The organism is Sphingobium vermicomposti, from assembly GCF_011762025.1.
GTDB classification, from domain to species: Bacteria; Pseudomonadota; Alphaproteobacteria; order Sphingomonadales; family Sphingomonadaceae; genus Sphingobium; species Sphingobium vermicomposti.
In genome coordinates this window covers 29,211-50,567 of sequence record NZ_JAASQR010000001.1, presented here as the reverse complement: position 1 = coordinate 50,567, position 21,357 = coordinate 29,211, and the positions used below count along the sequence as shown (strand labels likewise).

22 protein-coding genes are annotated in these 21,357 nt (G+C 63.4%); 9 read left to right on the top strand and 13 right to left on the bottom strand.

Annotated features, from left to right (window positions below; genetic code table 11):
* Positions 1-87: 87 nt before the first annotated feature.
* Positions 88-996, bottom strand: a complete 909-nt coding sequence (fmt, locus tag FHS54_RS00290) for a methionyl-tRNA formyltransferase (protein ID WP_167301802.1) — start codon at positions 994-996, stop codon at positions 88-90.
* A 54-nt stretch (positions 997-1,050) separates the two neighbouring features.
* Here fmt and recR point away from each other — a divergent pair, with 54 nt between their 5' ends.
* The 3 genes from recR to FHS54_RS00275 all read left to right on the top strand — a co-directional run bounded on the left by recR (position 1,051) and on the right by FHS54_RS00275 (position 2,835).
* A complete protein-coding gene (gene recR, locus FHS54_RS00285; protein ID WP_167301801.1) occupies positions 1,051-1,647 on the top strand; it encodes a recombination mediator RecR in 597 nt (198 codons plus the stop codon).
* Between the two features lie 31 nt (positions 1,648-1,678).
* On the top strand, positions 1,679-2,209 hold the full coding sequence (def, locus tag FHS54_RS00280; protein WP_167301800.1) for a peptide deformylase: 531 nt from the start codon (positions 1,679-1,681) through the stop codon (positions 2,207-2,209).
* A gap of 191 nt (positions 2,210-2,400) precedes the next feature.
* Positions 2,401-2,835: a hypothetical protein gene (locus FHS54_RS00275; protein ID WP_167301799.1), complete on the top strand. Its 435-nt coding sequence runs from the start codon at positions 2,401-2,403 to the stop codon at positions 2,833-2,835.
* A gap of 198 nt (positions 2,836-3,033) precedes the next feature.
* Here FHS54_RS00275 and phoB read toward each other — a convergent pair whose 3' ends face one another.
* From phoB to FHS54_RS00240, 7 genes are all read right to left on the bottom strand, one after another.
* The gene (gene phoB, locus FHS54_RS00270) at positions 3,034-3,735 is read right to left on the bottom strand and encodes a phosphate regulon transcriptional regulator PhoB (protein WP_167301798.1); all 702 of its coding nucleotides are present in this window, start codon (positions 3,733-3,735) and stop codon (positions 3,034-3,036) included.
* 2 nt (positions 3,736-3,737) lie between these two features.
* A complete protein-coding gene (gene phoU, locus FHS54_RS00265; protein WP_167301797.1) occupies positions 3,738-4,433 on the bottom strand; it encodes a phosphate signaling complex protein PhoU in 696 nt (231 codons plus the stop codon).
* A gap of 18 nt (positions 4,434-4,451) precedes the next feature.
* Positions 4,452-5,246 (bottom strand): phosphate ABC transporter ATP-binding protein PstB, encoded by a 795-nt coding sequence (gene pstB / locus FHS54_RS00260; protein ID WP_167301796.1) that lies wholly within the window; start codon positions 5,244-5,246, stop codon positions 4,452-4,454.
* A gap of 2 nt (positions 5,247-5,248) precedes the next feature.
* Positions 5,249-6,493: a phosphate ABC transporter permease PstA gene (gene pstA, locus FHS54_RS00255; RefSeq protein WP_167301795.1), complete on the bottom strand. Its 1,245-nt coding sequence runs from the start codon at positions 6,491-6,493 to the stop codon at positions 5,249-5,251.
* Positions 6,490-7,884: a phosphate ABC transporter permease subunit PstC gene (gene pstC, locus FHS54_RS00250; protein ID WP_167301794.1), complete on the bottom strand. Its 1,395-nt coding sequence runs from the start codon at positions 7,882-7,884 to the stop codon at positions 6,490-6,492. Before pstC ends, pstA begins: the two co-directional genes overlap by 4 nt.
* Positions 7,885-7,893: 9 nt before the next feature.
* Positions 7,894-8,949, bottom strand: a complete 1,056-nt coding sequence (locus tag FHS54_RS00245) for a substrate-binding domain-containing protein (protein ID WP_167301793.1) — start codon at positions 8,947-8,949, stop codon at positions 7,894-7,896.
* 142 nt (positions 8,950-9,091) lie between these two features.
* A complete protein-coding gene (locus tag FHS54_RS00240) occupies positions 9,092-10,354 on the bottom strand; it encodes an ATP-binding protein (RefSeq protein WP_167301792.1) in 1,263 nt (420 codons plus the stop codon).
* 98 nt (positions 10,355-10,452) lie between these two features.
* Between FHS54_RS00240 and FHS54_RS00235 the strand changes: the two genes are divergently transcribed.
* The 4 genes from FHS54_RS00235 (at position 10,453) to FHS54_RS00220 (ending at position 13,076) form a co-directional block, all read left to right on the top strand.
* On the top strand, positions 10,453-10,878 hold the full coding sequence (locus tag FHS54_RS00235) for a hypothetical protein (RefSeq protein WP_208404697.1): 426 nt from the start codon (positions 10,453-10,455) through the stop codon (positions 10,876-10,878).
* A 61-nt stretch (positions 10,879-10,939) separates the two neighbouring features.
* Positions 10,940-11,227, top strand: coding sequence for an HPr-rel-A system PqqD family peptide chaperone (locus FHS54_RS00230; RefSeq protein WP_167301791.1), 288 nt, complete (start codon positions 10,940-10,942; stop codon positions 11,225-11,227).
* The gene (locus tag FHS54_RS00225; RefSeq protein WP_167301790.1) at positions 11,224-12,087 is read left to right on the top strand and encodes an HprK-related kinase A; all 864 of its coding nucleotides are present in this window, start codon (positions 11,224-11,226) and stop codon (positions 12,085-12,087) included. Before FHS54_RS00230 ends, FHS54_RS00225 begins: the two co-directional genes overlap by 4 nt.
* On the top strand, positions 12,084-13,076 hold the full coding sequence (locus FHS54_RS00220) for a nucleotidyltransferase domain-containing protein (RefSeq protein ID WP_167301789.1): 993 nt from the start codon (positions 12,084-12,086) through the stop codon (positions 13,074-13,076). The genes FHS54_RS00225 and FHS54_RS00220 overlap by 4 nt, the downstream gene beginning before the upstream one ends.
* Before the next feature lie 36 nt (positions 13,077-13,112).
* Here the strand turns inward: FHS54_RS00220 and FHS54_RS00215 are convergent, their stop codons facing one another.
* From FHS54_RS00215 to FHS54_RS00200, 4 genes are all read right to left on the bottom strand, one after another.
* Positions 13,113-14,465 (bottom strand): amidohydrolase, encoded by a 1,353-nt coding sequence (locus tag FHS54_RS00215; protein ID WP_167301788.1) that lies wholly within the window; start codon positions 14,463-14,465, stop codon positions 13,113-13,115.
* A 152-nt stretch (positions 14,466-14,617) separates the two neighbouring features.
* The gene (locus tag FHS54_RS00210) at positions 14,618-15,172 is read right to left on the bottom strand and encodes an opacity protein (RefSeq protein WP_167301787.1); all 555 of its coding nucleotides are present in this window, start codon (positions 15,170-15,172) and stop codon (positions 14,618-14,620) included.
* Between the two features lie 187 nt (positions 15,173-15,359).
* Positions 15,360-16,151, bottom strand: a complete 792-nt coding sequence (locus FHS54_RS00205; RefSeq protein WP_167301786.1) for a 3-hydroxybutyrate dehydrogenase — start codon at positions 16,149-16,151, stop codon at positions 15,360-15,362.
* Entirely contained in the window at positions 16,148-17,326 is a 1,179-nt protein-coding gene (locus FHS54_RS00200) for a DUF3734 domain-containing protein (protein WP_167301785.1), read from the bottom strand. Before FHS54_RS00200 ends, FHS54_RS00205 begins: the two co-directional genes overlap by 4 nt.
* A 146-nt stretch (positions 17,327-17,472) precedes the next feature.
* On the opposite strand from FHS54_RS00200, the gene ypfJ reads away from it, so the two are divergent.
* Positions 17,473-18,396, top strand: coding sequence for a KPN_02809 family neutral zinc metallopeptidase (ypfJ, locus tag FHS54_RS00195; protein ID WP_167301784.1), 924 nt, complete (start codon positions 17,473-17,475; stop codon positions 18,394-18,396).
* Here ypfJ and FHS54_RS00190 read toward each other — a convergent pair.
* Positions 18,393-18,542: a hypothetical protein gene (locus FHS54_RS00190; RefSeq protein WP_243855662.1), complete on the bottom strand. Its 150-nt coding sequence runs from the start codon at positions 18,540-18,542 to the stop codon at positions 18,393-18,395. The genes ypfJ and FHS54_RS00190 overlap by 4 nt on opposite strands.
* 114 nt (positions 18,543-18,656) lie before the next feature.
* Between FHS54_RS00190 and FHS54_RS00185 the strand changes: the two genes are divergently transcribed.
* Positions 18,657-21,356 (top strand): bifunctional [glutamine synthetase] adenylyltransferase/[glutamine synthetase]-adenylyl-L-tyrosine phosphorylase, encoded by a 2,700-nt coding sequence (locus FHS54_RS00185; RefSeq protein WP_208404696.1) that lies wholly within the window; start codon positions 18,657-18,659, stop codon positions 21,354-21,356.
* The last annotated feature ends 1 nt before the right edge of the window (position 21,357 follow it).

Here is a 21,357-nt window from a genome sequence, read left to right as displayed (position 1 = left end):
TGAGAGGGCGCAGAGGGCGCGGTGCCCGCTCGCTGCGCTCGCACCCACCCCAACCCCTCCCTTGAAAGGGAGGGGCTTTGTAGGGAGCTAAGCATCGACGCGCGATCCTGCTGACATGTCATAGCCGCGCAGAAGCTCGCCCGGCGACATCGCGCCCTTGCCCGCGCGCTGGATCAGGGTGGGGCGGATAGAGCCGTGGCCGCAGCCGATGAGCAGGCTGTTGTCTATGAGTTCCCCAGCCGGGCCGCCAAGTTCCTCTACATGGGCGGCAAGGATGCGGAATCTTTCTCCGCCATATTCGAAGAAAGCGCCGGGAAAGGGATTGAAGGCGCGTATCAGCCGTTCGACCTGATGCGCGTCGCGGGTGAAATCGATGCGGGATTCGGCCTTGTCGACCTTTGACGCGTAGGTGACGCCGTCCTGCGGTTGAGGCACGGGCGGGTGAGCGGGGAGGTCGTCTAGCACTTCGACCATCAGTTCAGCGCCCGCCTGGGCGAGTTCTTCGGTCAATGCGCCTGCGGTCTTGCCCTCAATCGGAGTGACATGTTTCGCGCGCATGGGGCCGGTGTCCAGCCCTGCCTCCATGTCCATGATCGTGACGCCGGTCACATTGTCGCCCGCCAGAATGGCGCGCTGGATCGGTGCCGCGCCGCGCCAGCGGGGGAGGAGCGACGCGTGGATGTTGAGGCAGCCCTGGCGGGGGGCTTCCAGAATGGCGCGGGGCAGGATCAGGCCATAGGCGGCGACGACCGCCACATCGGCGTTCAGCGCGGCGAAGGCGGCCTGCACCTCGGCGTCCTTCAGCGAGACGGGGGTGCGCACGTCGATGCCCATCCGGTCCGCCTGGGCATGAACGGGCGACGGGCGCAGGGCCTTGCCACGACCGGCGGGGCGGGGCGGCTGGCTGTAGACCGCGACGATTTCATGACCCGCCTTGGCCAGTGCGACCAGAGCCGGAACGGCGAAATCGGGGGTTCCCATATAGACTATACGCATGGCCGCCTCTCAAACCCCTTGTGTGCTGGACTTGCAAGCCCCTATCTCAGTTCCATGGCTTCTCCCGAGATCGATGCGCTGACCCAGGCGCTGTCCCGTCTGCCCGGTCTTGGCCCGCGTTCCGCGCGGCGCGCGGTGCTGCACCTGCTCAAGAAACGGGAAAGCGCGCTGGAACCGCTGCTGCGCGCGCTCGATGCGGTGAACGATCGGCTGGTGACCTGTCATATATGCGGAAATGTCGACACGGTCGACCCTTGCGGCATCTGCTCTGATGCCCGGCGGGACGCGCGCGCGCTGTGCGTGGTCGAAGATGTGGCGGACCTGTGGGCGCTGGATAAATCCCGCCTGTTCCCTGGACGATTTCATGTGCTGGGCGGTCGGCTTTCGGCGCTGGAAGGCGTGCGACCGGAAGACCTTTCCGTCGATGCGCTGGTAAGGCGGGTGGAGGCGGGCGGGATCGATGAGGTCGTGCTGGCGATGAACGCCACGCTGGAAGGGCAGACGACCGCCCATTATCTGGCGGAGCGGCTGGAGCGCTTCCCGGTGCGGCTGACCCAGCTGGCCCATGGCGTGCCTGTAGGGGGCGAGCTGGATTATCTGGATGAAGGCACGCTGGCCCAGGCGCTGCGCGCGCGCCGTCCGATCGCTTGAAAATCCCGGCCATAAAGGCTATTTCCCTGTCATGGCCATTCTTCCGATCCTTGAGGCGCCTGACCCGCGCCTGCGTACCATTTCGTCTCCGGTGGAGACGATCGATGACGATCTGCAACGCCTGATCGACGATATGTTCGAGACGATGTACGACGCGCCGGGCATCGGTCTGGCCGCCATTCAGGTCGGCGTGCCCAAGCGGGTGCTGGTGATGGACCTGCAGGAACCCGAATCGGATGAAGAGGACGCACCGGCGGTGAAGAAGCCGATGGTGTTCATCAATCCTGAGATATTGGACGGGTCAGAAGAGCTGTCGGTCTATAATGAAGGCTGCCTGTCGGTGCCCGACCAGTTCGCCGAGGTGGAGCGTCCCGCGACGATCCGTGCAAGTTGGATGGACCGGGAAGGCCGCATCCATGAAGAGCAGCTGGAAGGGCTGCTGGCGACCTGCCTCCAGCATGAGATCGACCATCTGCAGGGCGTGCTGTTCATCGACCACCTTTCGCGGTTGAAGCGCGACATGCTGATGAAAAAGCTGGTGAAGGCGCGCAAGGCGGCTTGAGGGTTTTGTAGGAGGGTTAGGTAGGCGCTCCGGCTGGGAAGTCGGGGCGTTTTTTGTGATTCGGGTGTGTCGGCTAACAACCTTCAACAGCGGCCTGCGATCCGTTAATAAGGGATAGTAGCTTTGTTAAGCATTGTCAGCCAACCTTCACCGAAATTCCGAGCAGGTGAACAATGAGAATGTTAGCCGTTATGGCCGTCGCAATCACATTGTCTGGATGTACAGAACCAACATGGCCGAAGAAGTACTTCCCAACAGAGATGGAAGTGAAGCGAACGCTATTTGCTAGTAGTGAATTTGGATTGCGTGAAGGCTGCGATGCTTTCGTCGCTGAGATCAGTGACAGGGCCGCTACACGACTGGTCCGCGTTGAGAAAAAGGATAGCCGTGTAAGTGCGGTGCCTCCAAATGGCTGGAGGAGTAGCCCGATGGAAGATGAATCCAACACGCATAGGTATTATGAGTCTGCCTTTGGAGGCTGCAACAGTGCAGACGGTCCACCATTAGGCGACCTGCCGGGGGCGTTAAAACGGCCAGGAGCATTTTACCGGATAATAAATAATGGCGAGGCAATAGCAATTATTGTGCCGAACGCCAAGCTCGCTGGGTTCTTTAACTTCGGGTGAGCATAGCCAAAATGTATTCGTACGAGCGTCTGCTTGTCACCATTGTTTTCTAAAACCCGCCATCAGCAAACCACCCAGCTAAGGTATTTCTCCCGTTTAGGAGCAAGCGCGACGAGCGGAGCGAAGTCAGGCGAGGGAGCTAAGGTGGCGTTGATCCCCTCACCCCATCTCTGTCCCCCAATAAGGAGACGGACGAAGTTACCCCACCCCGTCCGTATCCAGCGCATATCCCGCCGAGCGGACGGTGCGGATGATGTCGTGATATTTGCCGTCGGCGTTGATCGCCTTGCGCAGGCGGCGGATGTGGACGTCGACGGTGCGCAGTTCGATGTCGCTATCCTGGCCCCAGACGCTGTCGAGCAGCCGTTCGCGGGAGAAAACCCAGCCGGGATGTTCCAGGAAATGCTTGAGCAGGCGGAATTCGGTGGGGCCGAGGGGGACGACTTGTCCGCCCCGCCGGACCTTGTGGCCAACCGTGTCCATCTCAACGTCCGCAAAGGTCAGCGTTTCGCCAGCCAGGGCCGGGCGAACGCGGCGCAGCACCGCGCCGACGCGGGCGACCAGTTCGCGGGGAGAGAAGGGCTTGGTCACATAGTCGTCCGCGCCGGTTTCCAGCCCGCGCACCCGATCTTCCTCCTCGCCGCGCGCGGTCAGCATGATGATCGGCACATTGGCCGTGCCGTTCATGCGGCGCAGGCGGCGGCAGACTTCGATGCCGGACAGGCTTTCCACCATCCAGTCGAGCAGGACGATGTCGGGGACATTTTCCTGCGCCAGAAGCAATGCTTCCTCGCCATCGACGGTGTGCGCGACCTCAAAATCCTCGCGCTTGAAATGCCAGATGAGAAGTTCTGCGAGCGCCGCGTCATCTTCGACCAGAAGCATCTTGGCTCTCGCCATAGTCAGTCCTCCAGGGGCTGGGTGCCGCCGCGCTCGCGCTCCGGCAGGGTCTGGCCGGTCGCGGCGTAATAGACCATTTCCGCGACGTTGGTGGCGTGGTCGCCGATCCGTTCGATATTCTTGGCCACGAACAGCAGATGCGCGCATTCGCTGATCGTCTTGGGATTTTCGACCATGAAGGTGACGAGCGCGCGGAAGACGCTGTTGTAGAAGTCGTCCACCACCGTGTCGCGTTCGACCACCGCCAGCGCCAAGTCCGCGTCACGCGCGGCGAAGGCGTTGAGCACGTCATGCACCATTTCCGCCGCGACCTGTCCCATGGACGGGAGCAGGGAAACGGGTTCCAGCATACGCTGGTTGGTGGCGACCATCGGCACGCGCTTGGCGATATTCTTGGCATAGTCGCCGATGCGTTCGACCACGCTGACGATCTTGAGCGCGGCGATGACATCGCGCAGGTCGTTGGCCATCGGCGCGCGCAGGGCGATGATTTCGATCGCCAGCTTTTCGACTTCGGCTTCGATGGCGTCGATGCGCTTGTCATCGGCGACGACCTGGGCCGCCATTTCCTTGTCGTGGCGTTGCAGGGCCAGCATGGCCTTTTCAATCGCCGATTCCGCGCGACCGCCCATTTCGGCGATCAGACCGCGCAGCTTGTCCATTTCCTGGTCGAACGCCTTGATCGTATGTTCAGCCATATCTTTTCTCCGATCCGATCAGCCGTAGCGCCCGGTGATGTAATCCTTGGTCCGTTCCTGACGGGGATTGGTGAAGATGTCCGACGTCACGCCATATTCGACCAGTTCACCCAGGTGGAAGAAGGCGGTGCGTTGCGACACGCGGGCGGCCTGCTGCATATTGTGGGTGACGATGACGATGGCGTAGCGGCCCCGCAGTTCGTGGATCAGCTCCTCGATCTTGGCGGTGGCGATGGGGTCCAGCGCCGAGCAGGGTTCGTCCATCAGGATGACTTCCGGTTCGACCGCGATCGCGCGACCGATGCACAGCCGCTGCTGTTGACCACCGGAAAGCGCGGTGCCGCTGTCGTGCAGGCGGTCCTTCACTTCTTCCCACAGACCCGCGCGGCGCAGCGATTTTTCGACGACGACGTCCAGGTCCGCCTTGGAACTGGCGAGGCCGTGGATGCGCGGGCCGTAAGCGATATTTTCGTAGATCGACTTGGGGAAGGGATTGGGCTTTTGAAACACCATGCCGACGCGGGCGCGCAGCTGCACCACGTCCATGGTGGAGGCATAGATATCCTCACCGTCGAGCGTGATCGACCCTTCTACCCGCGCGCTCGCCACCGTGTCGTTCATGCGGTTGAGCGTGCGCAGGAAGGTCGATTTGCCGCAGCCCGACGGGCCGATGAAGGCGGTGACATTGTCCATGTCGACATCGATCGACACGCCGTTGATCGCCTGCTTTTCGCCGTAGAATACCTTGACGTCGCGGGCCGTCATCTTGGTCGTCGTATCGGCGGCTTTTAGCGTTTGTGGTTCGTGCATCATGGTTACCACCGTTTTTCGAACTTGTTGCGCAGGTAGATGGCGAGGCCGTTCATCGCGAGCAGGAAGGCCAGCAGGACGATGATCGCGGCGGAGGTCTTTTCGACAAAGCCCTTTGAGACTTCGTCGGACCACAGGAAAATCTGCACCGGCAGGACGGTCGCAGGGTCGATGATCCCGCCCGGCGGGGTCGCGATGAAGGCGCGCATGCCGATCATCAGCAGCGGCGCGGTTTCCCCCAAAGCGCGGGCCATGCCGATGATCGTGCCGGTCAGGATGCCGGGCAGGGCCAGCGGCAGGACGTGGTGGAAAACCACCTGCACGGGCGACGCGCCAATGCCGAGCGCCGCGTCGCGGATGCTGGGCGGCACCGATTTGATGGCGTTGCGGCCTGCGATGACGATGACCGGCATGGTCATGAGCGCCAGCGTCATGCCGCCGACCAGCGGGGCTGAACGTGGCAGATGCAGGAAGTTGAGGAAGATCGACAGGCCGAGCAGGCCGAAGATGATCGAAGGGACGGCGGCCAGATTGTTGATCGACACTTCGATAATGTCGGTCAGCCAGTTCTTGCGCGCATATTCCTCCAGATAGAGGGCGGTCGCGACCCCGATGGGGAAGCTGAGCCCCAGCGTCACCAGCATCGTCAGCAGTGACCCCTTGAACGCGCCCCAGATGCCCGCCTGCGTCGGATCGGTGCCATCGCTGCCGGTCAGGAAACCGATATTGAAGCTGGTCGAGAGCAAGTCCGCTTTCTTGAGCCGTTCGACGGCGGCTTCGGCTTCGGGCGTGCCCTCGCTCTTGGCGGCGAGGTCGATGGCGGTCGAAGCGGGCAGGGTCAGCGTTTCGGTGCGCGACAGGATTTCAGGGTCAGCCTTTATCGCGTCGCGCAGGACCGTCCAGGCGGCGGGGGACACCCAATCCCCGGCATCGGGGCCAAGCGCCTTTTTGACCACTTCGCCGGTCACCATCGGCAGATTGGCGTTGGCCAGCGCCTCGTCAGTGATGGCGGCAGGGTCGAGCAGGATGGGGGACGCGGGGAAATTGACCTTCACCGCGATGTCCGTCTGGCTAAAGCCGCGCAGCCCGTTGCCCAGCATGCTGAACAGCAGGAAGGCGAGGAAGGCGGCGGAGAGCATCACGGCGAACAAGCCCGCAGCCTTGAAGCGGCGTTCGGCGGCATAGCGCCGCGCGATCCGCTTGCGCATGGCGTCCGATTTCCAGTCGGTGGGGAGGCGTTTGGCTGTCATTCGTAAGCCTCGCGATATTTCTTCACGACCCGCAGGGCCACGATGTTGAGCAGCAGGGTCACGACGAACAGGACAAGGCCCAGCGCGAAGGCGGCCAGCGTCTTGGCGCTGTCAAATTCCTGGTCGCCGGTCAGCAGCTGAACGATCTGGGTCGTGACGGTCGTCACGCTGGCGAAGGGATTGAGGGTGAGGTTCGCGGCAAGACCGGCGGCCATCACCACGATCATCGTTTCACCGATGGCGCGGCTGACCGCCAGCAACACCCCGCCGACGACGCCGGGCAGGGCGGCGGGGATCAGCACCTTGCGGATCGTTTCGCTGGTGGTCGCACCCATGGCCAGGCTGCCGTCGCGCATGGATTGCGGCACGGCGGCAATGCTGTCGTCGGCCATGGAGGAAACGAAGGGGATGATCATGACGCCCATGACAAGGCCGGCGGCCAGGGCGCTTTCCGACGACGCGCCATGAATGCCGATGCTGACCGCGAAGTCGCGCAGGGCAGGGGCGATGGTGAGCGCGGCGAAATAGCCGTAGACCACGGTGGGGACGCCCGCGAGCACCTCCAGGATCGGCTTCATCCATTTACGCACGGCTGGCCGGGCATATTGGGTCAGATAGATGGCGCTCATCAGGCCGAGCGGGATGGCCACGGCCATGGCGATGATCGCGCCGATGAAGATGGTGCCCCAGAAAAGCGGCACCGCGCCGAACGCGTCTTCATTGCCATAGCCCATGGCCGCTGATTGCGGGCTCCACTTCGTGCCGAACAGGAAGTCGATGGGATTGACCATCGAGAAGAAGCGGAAACTTTCCCACAGCAGCGATGAAACGATGCCCAGCGTGGTGATAATCGCCAACAGCGAGGCGATCAACAACCCGGCCATCACCAGCCGTTCGACCCGCGTGCGCGCCCGGAAGTCGGGGCGGACGCGAGTGAAGGCATAGGCCCCCCCGGCGAAAGCCAGGACGAGTGCGAGCGCGGCCCCGGCATAGCCGAATTTTTCGGTGGCCTGACGATAAGGTTCGACCAGGCCCTGCGAGAGCGGGTTGAATGCGCCGGTCTGCCGCCCGGTCGCGATCGCGCGCGCCTCCGCCAGCACGGCCGACCGTGAAAAGGCGTCGGCGGGCAGGTTCTGGGCAGCCGGGCTGGCCAGCACGTCCTGCGTGACAAGGCCCGGCGCTATGTTCGTCCAGGCGGCCAGGAAGATGGCAGCCGGGATCAGTGTCCACAGCGCGACGTACCAGCCATGATAGCCCGGTAGGCTGTGCACGGCATCGCGCCGTCCCGACGCCCGCGCGGCGGTTTGAAGCCGCAGTGCACGGGCGCGGGCGCTGACCCAGGCGATTGCGCCAAGGCCTGCCAGCAGCAGGAAGATTGCAGGACCTGTCATCGTTTCCGCTTATTTCAGCTTCGAACCGTCAAGCACGTCGAGCGACTTGACCGCCTGGGCGCTTGCGTTCCGCGCATCCTCCGGCGCGGCGACCATGCCACGCTTGGTCAATGCGCCATTGGGTGCCCAATTGGCGGCGAAGGTGTTGAGGAAAGCCTGGAGGCCCGGAATGGCCTGCATATGCGCTTTCTTCACATAGATGTAGAGCGGGCGCGCGCCGGGATATTCGCCGGCGGAAACGGTTTCATAAGTCGCTTCGACGCCGTTGATCGGTACGTCCTTCAACGTGCTCTTGTTTTCTTCAAGGAAGCTGTAGCCGAACACGCCGACCGCTTTGGGGTTCGCCCCCAGCTTTTGAACGATCAGATTGTCGTTTTCGCCAGAGTCGACATATTTGCCGTCTTCGCGGACGCGGGTGCAGGTTGCCTTGAACTCGTCCTCATTCTTTTCCTTGAGCGCCTTCATCGCCGGATCGGCTTCGCAACCCTTCGTCAGGATCAGTTCGGCGAGCGAATCGCGGGTGCCGCTGGTCGACGGCGGGCCGAAGACGGAGATCGCGACCGCAGGCAGGCTGGGGTCGACATCCTGCCAGGTCTGGGCCTTGTTCGGGCCCTTGCCATAGGGGTTGGCCGCCAGCGCTTCATAGGCGATTTTGGGCGTGAGTTTCAGACCCGGACCCTCCTTCGCCTCTGCAAAGGCAAGGCCGTCGACGCCGATCTGGACTTCGATGATGTCCTTGACGCCATTCTTCTGACAATCGTCGAATTCGGACTTTTTCATGCGGCGCGATGCGTTGGCGATATCGGGGAATTGAGCGCCGACGCCCTGGCAGAACAGCTTGATGCCGCCGCCGGTGCCGGTCGATTCGATGATCGGCGACTTCATGCCCGGATTACCCTGAACGAACAGTTCGGCGATCGCGGTGGAGAAGGGGTAGACGGTCGAGGAACCGACCGCGCGGATCTGGTCACGGGTTCCGCCGCCGCCGCCAGCGCCCTGATCGCCGCAGCCTGAGAGAGTCAATGCAGCCGCAGCCGTGGCGGCGAACAAGGCGAATTGCTTCACGGGAAAATCTCCATCATCCTGGCCGCGATCGCTTTCGCCGCCCCCTTCATGGGGACGCGCATAAACGCGGTACGTCGCGCCTTTGTGACAGTCCAATTGCATTTTTATGACATTGTCCCGAATGCCGTTTTTTATGCGCCCTTCACTCAGTGGCCGAAGCCGGAAATTTTTCCTTCTCCGCGCCGCGCGGCAGCAGGACCGATACGGTGGTGCCTTTGCCCAGCGTGCTGCTGATATCCAGCCGCCCGCGATGCCGTTCAACGATATGTTTGACGATGGCCAGGCCCAGGCCAGTCCCGCCCATCGCCCGGCTGCGGCCCGAATCGACGCGGTAGAAACGTTCGGTCAGCCGGTGGAGGTGATCGGGGCCGATCCCTTCGCCCTGATCGGCGACGGAAATGCGCGACATGCCGCTGGGCCCTTCGTCCAGCGTCACGCGGATGGGGGTGCCGGGGCGGCCATATTTCACCGAATTGCCGATAAGGTTGTGGAGCAGTTGCGACAGCTGCGCCCGGTCCCCCTGCACAGGGGGCAGGCACGAGGTGACGTCCATTTCAACGTCGCGCCCGCGATCGTCGTGGCTGGCGCGGAAAACGCTGACCACCTCTGTCACCAGTTCGGATAGGTCGACTTCGCTGTCGGGGACGCGATATTTTTCCGCCTCGATCCGGGAGAGCGACAGGAGATCCTCTATCAGACGCTGCATTCGCCGGGCTTCGCCCTCCATGATCTTGAGGAAGCGTTGGCGTGTTTCGGTGTCGCGGCCAAGGTCGGGATCGGCCAGCGTTTCGATGAACCCCAATATGCCCGCAAGGGGGGTCCGCAATTCATGGCTGGCATTGGCGACGAAATCGACCCGCATCCGTTCCGCCGCATAAGCCCCGCTATGATCGGCCAGATGCACCAGCCGCCGCACCTGAGCGGGATCACCCAGCGGCGCGATTCGCATCTGCCAGCGTTGTTCACGCGTGCCCAGGCCCACCAGTTCGACCATCGCCGGTTCGGACATGGGCGATTGATTCGCCAGCCTTTCCGCCGCGGCGGGGTGGCGGATGGCGATGCGCGCATCCTCCCCCTCTATATGCGTGCCCAGCAGCCGTTGCGCCGCGCTGTTGGCCCGCAATATCCTGCCGCGTTCTATCAACAGGAGGGGGTCGGAAATGCCTTCCAACAGGCTGGAGAAGTCGGGGTGGGCGGCGATGTCGGGGGCTTCTGCCGGTTCGGCCATCGCGGGGGCCTCGGCAATGGACGGGCCTCCGCGTGACGTGATCAGCAACACGGCCAGTCCGGCAAGCGCCGGTAAGGCCACGGCCAGCGGCGATACGCCCATCATCAGAACGCCGCCAGTGGCCAGCAGCAATACCGCCAGTGAGGCAATGATCTGGGAAATTGTCAGTCGATTCATGGTTACTACGCTGGATTCTCGTCGCACTTGCTGCGATGGCTGGGGTAATAGCGTGCAATCTTTACGGTTTGGCAAGGGCGATAGCGGATCAGGAAGATATGAGCGAGCAAGGGCCGGAACATTCCAATGAGACTTCCCAGGAGGAAGGTTTCGACCAGGGCGTATCGTCGCGCCGCCAGTTGCTGATGGGCGGGGCGGTGGCTGCGTCGGCTATCGTTTCCATTCGCCCGGCGCTGGCCAACACGGCGGCTTCGGTCCTTAATTGCACCATCAACGTTCCAGATCAGGCGCGGGCGGCCAATTATATCGCCCCCAACGGGCAAGTCGTGCCTGCCGGAACGCCGGGCGCTTTTCCGGGGACGGGGCGCGGATTTACCGGTGAGCAGGTGAAGCAGGCGATGCGTGGACGACCGCTGCCCGGCACCAGTTACCAACAGAATCAGGCCTATATGAACTATATCCGGCGTCTCCAGTCCGGGACGAGCGGATTTACCTGCTTTGCTTCGTTGCAAATGCCGCGTTAGGCACCTGCTTACGCCTCTGCTGTAAAGCGGTGGCGAAACACCACGGATCGAAAGCAGGGTCGTGACCGCCAAATGCCGCTATTGCCGGGAAGAACGTGACGCGATTGCGGCCTGCGCGCTGGATGACTTCACCCTGCTATATCACCGCACGTCCGGCCAGACGCATATGGTGATCAGCCCGGTGCCGGAGATATTGGACGCTTTGGACGAAGCGGTTCCACGCACCGCGGCGCAGGTTCATGACCGGCTGGCCGATCATTATGATCTGGGCGACGCGGATAGCGTGATCGCCGTGATCGATGCGCATCTGGCCGAATTGACGGCGCTGGGGCTGGCGCGCCGCCTGTGAGGCATCAGATCACCCTGAAGATCGGTCCGGCGACATTTCGGATCGGGTCGGCCTGGCGCGATCCGATCGACCGTCTGGCGAGCCTGTATGCCGCCTATCCGATGTTGCCGGGCGGCATTGCCGACTTCAGCGTGCGGCTGGAGCCTGCGGGGCCGCTGCGGCAGTGGCTGCGACCGTCGATCTTTATCACCGGCGACCATGGCCTGGCCGAAGCCGCGCCGATGAGCCTGCGCCACGGCCTGCTGGCGGCGGAAATGGGGATGAACCTGCAAATGGCGCTCGGCTGGCGGCGGCATCTGCTGATCCATGCGTCAAGCGTCGAAAAGGACGGGCGCGTGCTGGTGATGACGGGCGAGTCCGGGTCGGGCAAATCCACCCTGGCGGCGCAATTGGGCGAAAGAGGCTGGCGGCTGATGGGCGATGAGTTCGCGCTGCTGGATCTGGCGACGGGGCAGATATTTCCCTTTCCCCGGCTGGTGTCGCTCAAGAACGGGGCCATCGACGTGCTGTCCGCCGAGGTGCCGCCCGACCGGATGGGGCCTTTGCTGGCCAATACGGCGAAGGGCGACATCCGCCATCTGGTGCCGCGCGGCGGCGCGATCGATCGGATGGAGGAGGGGGGGCAACCTGCCCTGCTGCTCTTCCCGCGCTTTGGCCATGCAGCCGATAGGCGGGACGTTGGACAGGCGGAAGTGTTCATGCGGCTGACCCAGGCGTCGACCAATTATGTGGCATTGGGGGAAGCTGGATTTCTGGCGCTGAGCCGGTTGGTCCAGCGCGTTCCGGCGCATGCCATCGATTTCCCGTCGGGCGACGACGCCATCGCCATGATCGAAGCATTGTGGGAGGAGCGGGCATGAGCGCGGCCTTGCTGGTGCGGGCGCTGCGCGATCCCGCGTCGGTCGCGGCGCTGAATGCCGCAGGGTGGAACGCCCTGATCGCGGCGGCGCGCGCGGAGCGGCTGATCGGTACGTTGGCGGTGCGTGTTGATGAGGGCGCAGTGCCGGACGCTGTGCGCCCGATCCTGGCCGATGCGCGGCGGGATGCGGAGCGGGAGGCGCGGCAGGCGTTGTGGGAAGCGGATCGAGCGGCGTTGGCGCTGGCCGATTTCGACGGGCCGGTCGTGCTGATGAAGGGGACCGCTTATGTCGCGGCTGGGCTGCGTGCGGGCGATGGGCGCTTTATCGGCGACCTCGACATATTGGTGCCGCGTGCGGGCATGGACGATGTGGAGCAACGCCTGATCGCGGCGGGATGGGAATGGGTCAAGGAAGACCCCTATGACGACGCCTATTACCGACAGTGGATGCATGAATTGCCGCCGCTGATCCATCGCGAGCGGGATCGGATGATCGACGTTCATCATACCATATTGCCGCTGACCGCACGGCCAAGGCCCGATGCGGACGCGATGCTGGCGGATGCGGTTCCCATTACCGAACGATTATATATGCTGTCCGCCGAAGACCGCGTCTGTCATGCGGTGGCGCATCTGTTGGCTGATGGGGATTTAGCGGGGGGTCTGCGCAACCTGTGGGACATATATTGCCTGCTGGCCGACGCTGATCCGGCCAAGCTGGCCGCCCGCGCCGAGCGACATGGCATCGCTGCGCAGGTGCGGCAGGCGCGGCGGTTGGCGGATGGGCTTTATGGCACGGGTCGGGGGCGAGTGGGGATGTGGGATCGCCTTGTCCTCCGGCGGCTGCTCGCGCGGGATGGTTGGGGACGAGAGACGCGCAAGCTGCTGCGTTTCGGATTCTATCTGCGATCGCACTGGCTGCGGATGCCGCCGTTGATGCTGGCGCGGCATTTGCTGACGAAATGGCGCAAGGGGCATCGGCCCGCTTAGCTTTGCGCAACTGCGGCTTGCGCGGTTTCCTTGGGTTCAGTCCCTTTTCAATATGTCGAGCGCGAGCACGGTCATCGCCTCACTTGCGGTGGCGATGACCTTGTCGGCCTGGGGTGCCCAGAAAGGGCTGTGCAGCGAGGGGAGGGTGGCTTGACCGGCGGCGGCCTTGGCCATCTGGTCCGCCGGGACGCCGCCGACCCAGAAAATGAAGCTGTTGATGCTCTTGTCCGCCCGATAATAGCGGCCGAAATCCTCGCCACCCATGGACGATTTCACCTCCATGACCGCGCCGTCGGGGAAATGGGCCTTTAGCCTGTCCGCCATCTGATTGGCGAAGGCGGGCGGATTGTAGGCGGCGGGGGTGAATTCATCCTTGACGGTCACGACGGGCATCCGGTCGTCGGGCATGCCAGCCGCGATCGCTTCGCCGCGCGCGATGCGTTCTATGCCCCGGATCAGCCGTTCGCGGGTGTCGTCCGAATAGCTTCGCACGGTGAGCAGCAGCTTGGCTTCATCGGGGATGATATTGTGCTTGGCCCCGCCCATGAAGCTGCCGACCGTCACGACAGCCGGGTCCAGCGGGTCCTGTTCCCGGCTGACCAGCGTCTGGAGCGACGACACGATCCGCGCGCCCAGCACGATGGGATCGCGCGCGGTCTGCGGATAGGCACCATGCCCGCCGGTGCCGCGCACCACTATGTCGACGCTATCGACATTGGCGAGCGCATAGCCCGGCGTATAACCGATCTTGCCCGCTTCCAGATTGGCGGCATCGTGAAAAGCCAGTGCGTGGGTCGGGCGCGGGAAGCGCGTGTAGAGGCCGTCTTCCAGCATCAACCGCGCGCCCCGGCCAACTTCCTCCGCAGGCTGGAGGATCATGACCAGAGTGCCTTTCCAGCGGTCCTTCATCGATGACAGCAGACGCGCGGTTTCGATAAAGGCGGTCATGTGCGTGTCATGGCCGCACGCATGCATGACGCCGGTTTCCACGCCTTCGGCGGTCTTGGTCCTGACTTTCGAAGCGAAGGGGAGGCCGGTCTGTTCGGTGACGGGCAGGCCGTCCATGTCCGCGCGGACCAGAAGGACCGGCCCACTGCCATTTTTCATGACGGCGACGACGCCGGTGCCTCCGACCTTTTCGGTCACATCGAACTTCATCGCCTTTAGCCGTCGCGCGAGTTTGGCGGCGGTGGCGCTTTCCTGCTCCGACAGTTCGGGATTGGCGTGAAGGTCGCGATAGAGCGACATCAGCCCATCCATGTCGCTGGCGATGGTGGCGGCGATTTCGTTGGGCTGCGCGGAAGCGTCGACTGCTCCGGGCGACGTCTGCGCCAGGGAGGGGGATGAAAGGCTGGAAGCAGCGACCAAGGCCGTCAATGCATGACGCATGATGTTACAAGCTCCGATTTACAAGGGAGCAGCATAGGGTCATCGGCGCGAGAATTTAAGGGAATTTTGCCGAGTGTGCTCTGCGTTGACGTCACGAAAAAAAAGGCGCCCGTCGTGAGACGGACGCCTTTCTCTGATCGCTATGGGAGTGATCAGAAGTGGAAAATCACACCCGCCGTCGGGCGGAAGCTGTCGAAATCATAGGTTTCGGTCTGGAAGCGCAGACGAATGCCGCTGTTGCCGGTGATGCCGCCCAGGCCGATGTCCTTGGGGCCGACTTCCACGCCGACGCCGTACATCCAGTCCTTCTTGTTCGGCCAGCCCTGCTTGCCATTGACCCACTGATAGCCAGCGGAAGCGAAGATCATGCCGCTATCGCCTGCACGGGCGCCGAAGCGGCCCTTCACGCCATATTCCCAATCGATGTCGGCCCAGCCCTTCGCGACATTGCCTTCGACACCGACGAAGACGGGGCCGAGCGGCACGTTTACACCCGCAACGCCGCTGACGATTGCGCCGCTCATGATGGTTTCGCCGGGAACGCTGCCGAATTCCGACCCACGGTCGAAACTGTGCCAGCCGCCCAGGATGCCGACATAGGGTTCGACGCCGAATGCAGGAGTGCCGTCAGGCGCGGTTTCTTCCTGGGCATAGGCAACGGACGGAAGCGCCGCCATCATTGCGGCTGCGAAAAGAAACTTCTTCATGGGTAACTCCCTCTTGTCTGCTTCGAAATATGAAAGCTTCGGGAGGGAGAACCGAGCGCGGGAAGGATGGTTTCCCGCCAGAAAACAAATGCTTCAAACCGTGATAAATTTGCCACAATAAAAATGAGCGGCTGAGGGTCGCGTGACGTGAATGGTGCGCCGCCGCAAAATGGCGGTAGCGCGGGCCCTATTGGGCGGTCCAGCCCCCGTCGATCGTCATGTTCGCGCCGGTGATGTTGGCGGCGGCATCGCTGCACAGGAACAGCGCCATGGCCGCAACCTGATCGACCGTCACAAACTGTTTGGTCGGTTGGCCAGCGAGCAGGACATCGTTCATCACTTGCTCGCGCGTCATGTTTCGCGCCTTCATCGTATCGGGAATCTGGTTTTCGACCAACGGGGTCCAGACATAGCCGGGCGATATGCAATTGGCCGTGATGCCGAAGGTGGCAAGCTCCAGCGCCAGCGTCTTGGTCAACCCGCCCAGGCCATGCTTGGCGGTCACATAGGCGCTTTTGAACGGGGATGCCGTTAGCGAATGGGCGCTCGCCGTCTGGATGATGCGGCCCCATTTTTGCGACTTCATATAGGGGACGGCCAGCCGGGATGTATGGAACGCGCTCGTCAGGTTGAGCGAGATGATGAGGTCCCATTTTTCGACGGGGAAATCCTCGATGGGGGCGACATGCTGCATTCCGGCGTTGTTGATCAATATGTCGACGCCGCCAAAGGCATTGGCGGCTTCGGTCATCATCGCTTCGATCTCGGCGGGTTTGGTGAGGTCATGGCCGCTGTAGAGCGCCTTGGCCCCGCTTGCCTGCTCCAGCGCCTGCCGTTCCCGTTCGATGGCGGCGGGGTCGCCAAAGCCGTTGATGACGATGTTCGCGCCCTGGTCAGCCAGCAGCTTCGCATAGGCAAGTCCAATGCCGGACGTGGAGCCCGTGATGAGGGCGGTCTTTCCGGCGAGGGACTTGCTCATGCATTTTTCTCCTTGAGATGATCGGGCGCGTCGAGGTCGAAGGTGGCGCTTTTTCCGTTCAATATGTTGCGTGCGATCAGGTCGCCCTTGTGCATGACTTCCTGCACTGCGTCGCGCCCCTGGCTCCAGTGGTCGAGCATGGTCGCGCGGGAAAATTCGAAGTCGCGCGCCCCGCTTTCCCATGCGCGGCTGCGGTAGATGAGGTGGACGATGTTGACCGAACCCCGGTCCAGGCATTGACGCAGGCGAACCGCGTCAGGATCGTCCTGAAGGTCGGGGGGCAGTTTTTCGAGCAGCGCGGCGATGGCGCGATGTTCCCGGCGCAGGCGTAGATATTGGTCCGTCACCTGGCGCGTGCGGCTGGAATATTGGATGTCCTTCGTCCGCGAATAGACGTCGGTCATCTGCTGCGGCTTGGGCCCTGCGGCGGGGAAGAGGTCCACCTGGAAGACGAGCATGTCCTCGCTCTGATGGTCCAGCACATGCGCCAGCGGCGTGTTGGATACGATGCCGCCGTCCCAATACCAGCGGCCATCTATTTCCACGGGAGGCAGGCCGGGCGGTAGCGCCCCGGACGCCATGATGTGGCGGGCGTCGATGCGGGTTTTCCCATTCGGGCCGCGCGTGTCCCAATATGCGAAGTTGCCGCTTTCCACATCGACTGCGCCCACCGACAGGCGAACCGGGCCATCGTTCAGAAGGTCCCAGTCGACGCAGGCGTTGAGCGTGTCCTTGAGCGGCGCGCTGTCATAAAAGCTGATCGCGCCCGGCGACCCTTCCGGCATCAGCATCGAAGGCCAGAGGCGGGGGCGGAACATGCCGGGCACGCCAAAGGTCGCGACCGTTCCCGCTGCCATCAGATGGGCAGCTTCGCGAATATGGTCGATTTCGGGCAGAACGACATTGGGCATCCCGCCCGACACCGTCAGCCAGAATTTCTTGAGCCGACTGATCCGCCGGTGCGGGAGGTTGCCCGCGATGATCGCCGCATTGACCGCGCCGATGGAAATGCCCGCGACCCAGCTGATGTCGATGCCCAGAAGGTCCAGCCGCTCATAAACCCCCGCCTGGAAGGAGCCGAGCGCGCCGCCGCCCTGCAACAGCAAGGCGACTTCGCGAGGCAGGGGGAGCGGCGTGCTGCCGCGCCGGCGGATGTGGGGGTCTATGTCGGCCATGTCGCAGTGCAATATAAACAATCTCAGCCGCATTCCAACTGATGCCGTGCGATTATTGATAAAGGGGCGAGGCAACCAACCCCGTATCGAAGCCGTTCCAACCTGCTGCCAAAGCGGCTAGTCAGGGTAGGAACAGGGAGGACGACATGCGGCTGGACGATGAGCGGGAAAGTTCGAACTTTGAAGTTCAGGACGGCCGCGCGGGGGGATTTGGCGGCGGGCTTGGTGGCGGATTGGGCATGTTGCTGCCCTTTATCGGCAGCCGCTTTGGCTGTGGCGGCATTGTCGTTGTGCTCATCATATTGGCGGTAATGGGCGTTAATCCGCTGAGCCTGCTGGGCGGCGGAGGCGGGCCCGTTCAGCAGAATGTATCGGTCAGCCGCGACCCGCAGAAACTGACCGACATCCAGCGCTGGTCCCTGCGGGTGCTGGGATCGACCGAGCGTGTTTGGGACCAGATCTATAAGGAGGCCGGTCAACAATATCGGCCAACCGTCCTGTCTTTCTATTCCCAGAACGGGGCGTCAGGCTGTGGCGCGGCGCAAAGCGCCATGGGGCCATTTTACTGCCCCAACGACCAGAAGGTCTACCTCGACACCGATTTCTTCACCGAATTGCGGCAGCGCTTTGGCGCGCCAGGAGATTTTGCGCAGGCCTATGTCATCGCGCATGAGGTCGGGCATCATGTGCAGGACCTGCAGGGCACGTTGGCAGAGGTGAACCAACGCCAGCGCGCGGTGAGCGAAGCGGACGGCAATGCGTTGCAGGTGCAGGTGGAATTGCAGGCGGACTGCTATGCCGGGGTCTGGGCGAGGCGCACCGGCCTGATGGAAGCGGGCGATCTGGAAGAAGGCATGACCGCCGCGCAGGCCATTGGCGACGATACGCTGCAAAAGGCCGCGGGACGTCGCCCGGTGCCGGAAAGCTTTACGCACGGGAGCAGCACGGAGCGGATGCAATGGCTGAACAAGGGGCTGGAGAGCGGTGATCCTGCACAATGCGACACTTTCGCTGCGACGGGCGCTGCGGCGGGCGCGGCGGGAAGGAAAGGTGGACGTTCGCCCGGTTAGGAGCGATCCAGCTTTCTGAGCAGGTCCATCATGTCATCGGGAACATTGTCGCGGCGCGCGGTGAAAGTCGCGCGCAACGCATTGCCTACGCCTTCATAAGGCTGTGGCAGCCCGACCGTCATGACGGCACGACCGGAAGAATTCACTTCCTCAGCCGAACCTCTCAACGATTTTCTCGGCATTTCCATGACCCTATAACGGCCAGGATTGGGAAAAGTTGCTGGCGTTCCTATTGTGGTAGCGCGATAGCGGGCGGACCGATGGGAGAGACGCGAGTGACGGACTGGACGGCGGTGGCAGCGCGGATGCAGGGGCATTCGTCATTTCTTTCCCGGCAGATGGACCGTTTTCCAGCGCTGGTCGATCTGCTGGCGACGGGTGATTTCGACGCGGCGCTGACGGCGGCGCATGCAGTGGCGGATGAAGGCGACGGCGTTGCCCGGTCACTGCGGCGGCGCAAGGGGGCATTGGCGCTGGTGACCGCAGCCGCCGACCTTTCGGGTGCCTGGGACCTTGACCGGGTGACGCGCACCTTGTCCGATTTTGCCGACCAGGCGCTGGAGGAGGCGCTGGCGGCGGCCTTTGCCGAACGTTATCCCGATGCTCCGGCGGAAGGGTTCGTCGTGCTGGCGCTGGGCAAGCATGGCAGCCGCGAACTCAACTATTCGTCCGACATCGATCCCATCCTCCTCTACGATCCCACCCGGCTGCCGCATGGCGAAAGGGAAGATGTGGCGGATGCGGCGGTCAGGATCGGTCGGCGGGTCAGCGAGTTGCTGAACGCCCGCGATGGCGATGGTTATGTTTTTCGCGTCGACCTGCGACTGCGTCCGTCGCCTGAAGCGACGCCCATTGCGCTGCCGGTGGAGGCCGCGATCGGCTATTATGAATCCACGGCAATGGGATGGGAGCAGGCCGCCTTCATCCGCGCCCGTCCGGCGGCGGGCGACCTAGCGCTGGGCGATTATTTCATGCAGCAAATCCGGCCTTTCGTCTGGCGGCGGAGCCTGGATTTCGGCGCGATTGACGCGATTGTCGATATTTCGCGCCGCATCCGCGATCATTATGCGCAGGGGCAGGCCTTTGGTCCGGGCTATGACCTGAAACGCGGTCGGGGCGGTATCAGGGAAGTCGAATTTTTCGCGCAGGTGCATCAGCTGATCCATGGCGGACGCGACCCGGCATTGCGGTCCGGCAACACGCGCGAGGCTCTGCGCGCGCTGACCGGGGCGGGGGTGCTGGAGCCGGAGGATGCCCGGCGGCTGGACGAGGCCTATGTGCTGTTCCGAACGGTCGAGCATCGGCTGCAGATGGTCGAAGATCGCCAGACGCATGAATTGCCCAAGACAGCCGAGGCGATGGACAATGTCGCGCGCCTGCACGGCGTGGCGGATGGCGCTGCCCTGCTGGACCTGTTGCGTCCGCATGTCGAATGGGTGGGCGGCAATTATGACAAGCTGACCCCCGCGACCAAGGATGAGGCGTTGTCGCATGATGAGGATCGGCTGACGGTGCAGTTGGCGGAGATGGGCTTTGCCGATCCGCAGACGCCCGTGGCGCGCATCGCCCGCTGGCGCAGCGGCACGATCCGGGCGTTGAGGAGCGGACCTTCGCGGGAGGCGCTGGAAGACTTGTTGCCGGGGCTGATGCGCGCGCTTGCCCATGCGCCTGACAGCGGGCGGGCGCTCAACCGGCTGGACGACCTGATCGGGCGGCTGCCCAGCGCGATCAATTTTTTCAAGCTGCTGGCGGCGCGACCAGGGCTGGTTGAATTGCTGGCGGAGCTTTTGAGCCACGCCCCGACCCTGGCTGATGCGCTGGGACGGCGGGCTGAATTGCTCGACGGGCTGATCGACACGTCGGCATTCGACCCGCCGCCGTCGATAGAGGTGCTCGCCAGCCAGTTCGCGCAATTGGAGGCGGGGGAGGATTATCAGGAGCTGCTCGATCGCGTGCGCCAGCGGGTGAACGACCGCCGCTTTGCACTGGGCGCACAGATCATCCGGGGCGGCGACCCGCTGGAAGCCGGGCAGGGCTATTCCCGCGTGGCGGAGGCGGCGATCGAGGCGTTGGCCAGCGCGACCGTCACGGAATTCGAGGCTGCGCATGGCAAGGTGCCGGGCGGCGAAATGCTGATATTGGCGCTGGGTCGGCTGGGCGGAGGGGTGCTGACCCACGCGTCCGACCTGGATCTGGTGTTTCTGTTCACTGGCGATTTCCAGACGGAATCCGATGGGGCCAAGCCGCTGGGCGCGACGCAATATTTCAACCGGCTGGGCCAGCGCATCACCAACGCGCTGTCGGTGCAGACCGCCGCCGGGCGGCTGTATGAAGTCGATACGCGGTTGCGCCCTTCCGGTGCGCAAGGGTTGTTGGCGGTCAGTCTGGACAGCTTTGCCCGCTATCAGCGGGAGGAAGCTTGGGCGTGGGAGCATCTGGCGCTGACACGGGCGCGGCCGGTTTTCGGGTCTGACGAAGGACGAGCGGCGTTGAGCGCGATCCTGGCCGAAACGCTGGAACGGCCCCGCGACGCGGACGAGCTTGCCCGCAGCGCCGTGAAGATGCGCAGCGACATCGCCAAGCATAAGCCGCCGTCGGGCGAGCTGGACGTCAAGCTGGTGCCGGGCGGGCTGGTCGACCTGGAGTTCCTGATCCATGTCACGCAGTTTCAGCACAATATGGCGTTCGACCCTGACCTGCGGGCGGCGCTGGCGCAATTGGCGGCGGCAGGCCATCTGCCTGCCGGGCTGATCGACGCGCATGACCTGATCACGCGCTTTCTGGTCGTGTCGCGGCTCGTGTCCCCCGGATCGACGGAGCCACCGGAGGCGACGCGGCCTGTGGTTGCACGGGCATGCGGCGTGGAAAGTTGGGAGGCGCTGCTTGAAAGCTATGCCAAGGCCCGGCAAGGCGTGCGCGATGCCTGGGCGGCGGTGGCCGCGCGCTTTGAGGAGGAATGAC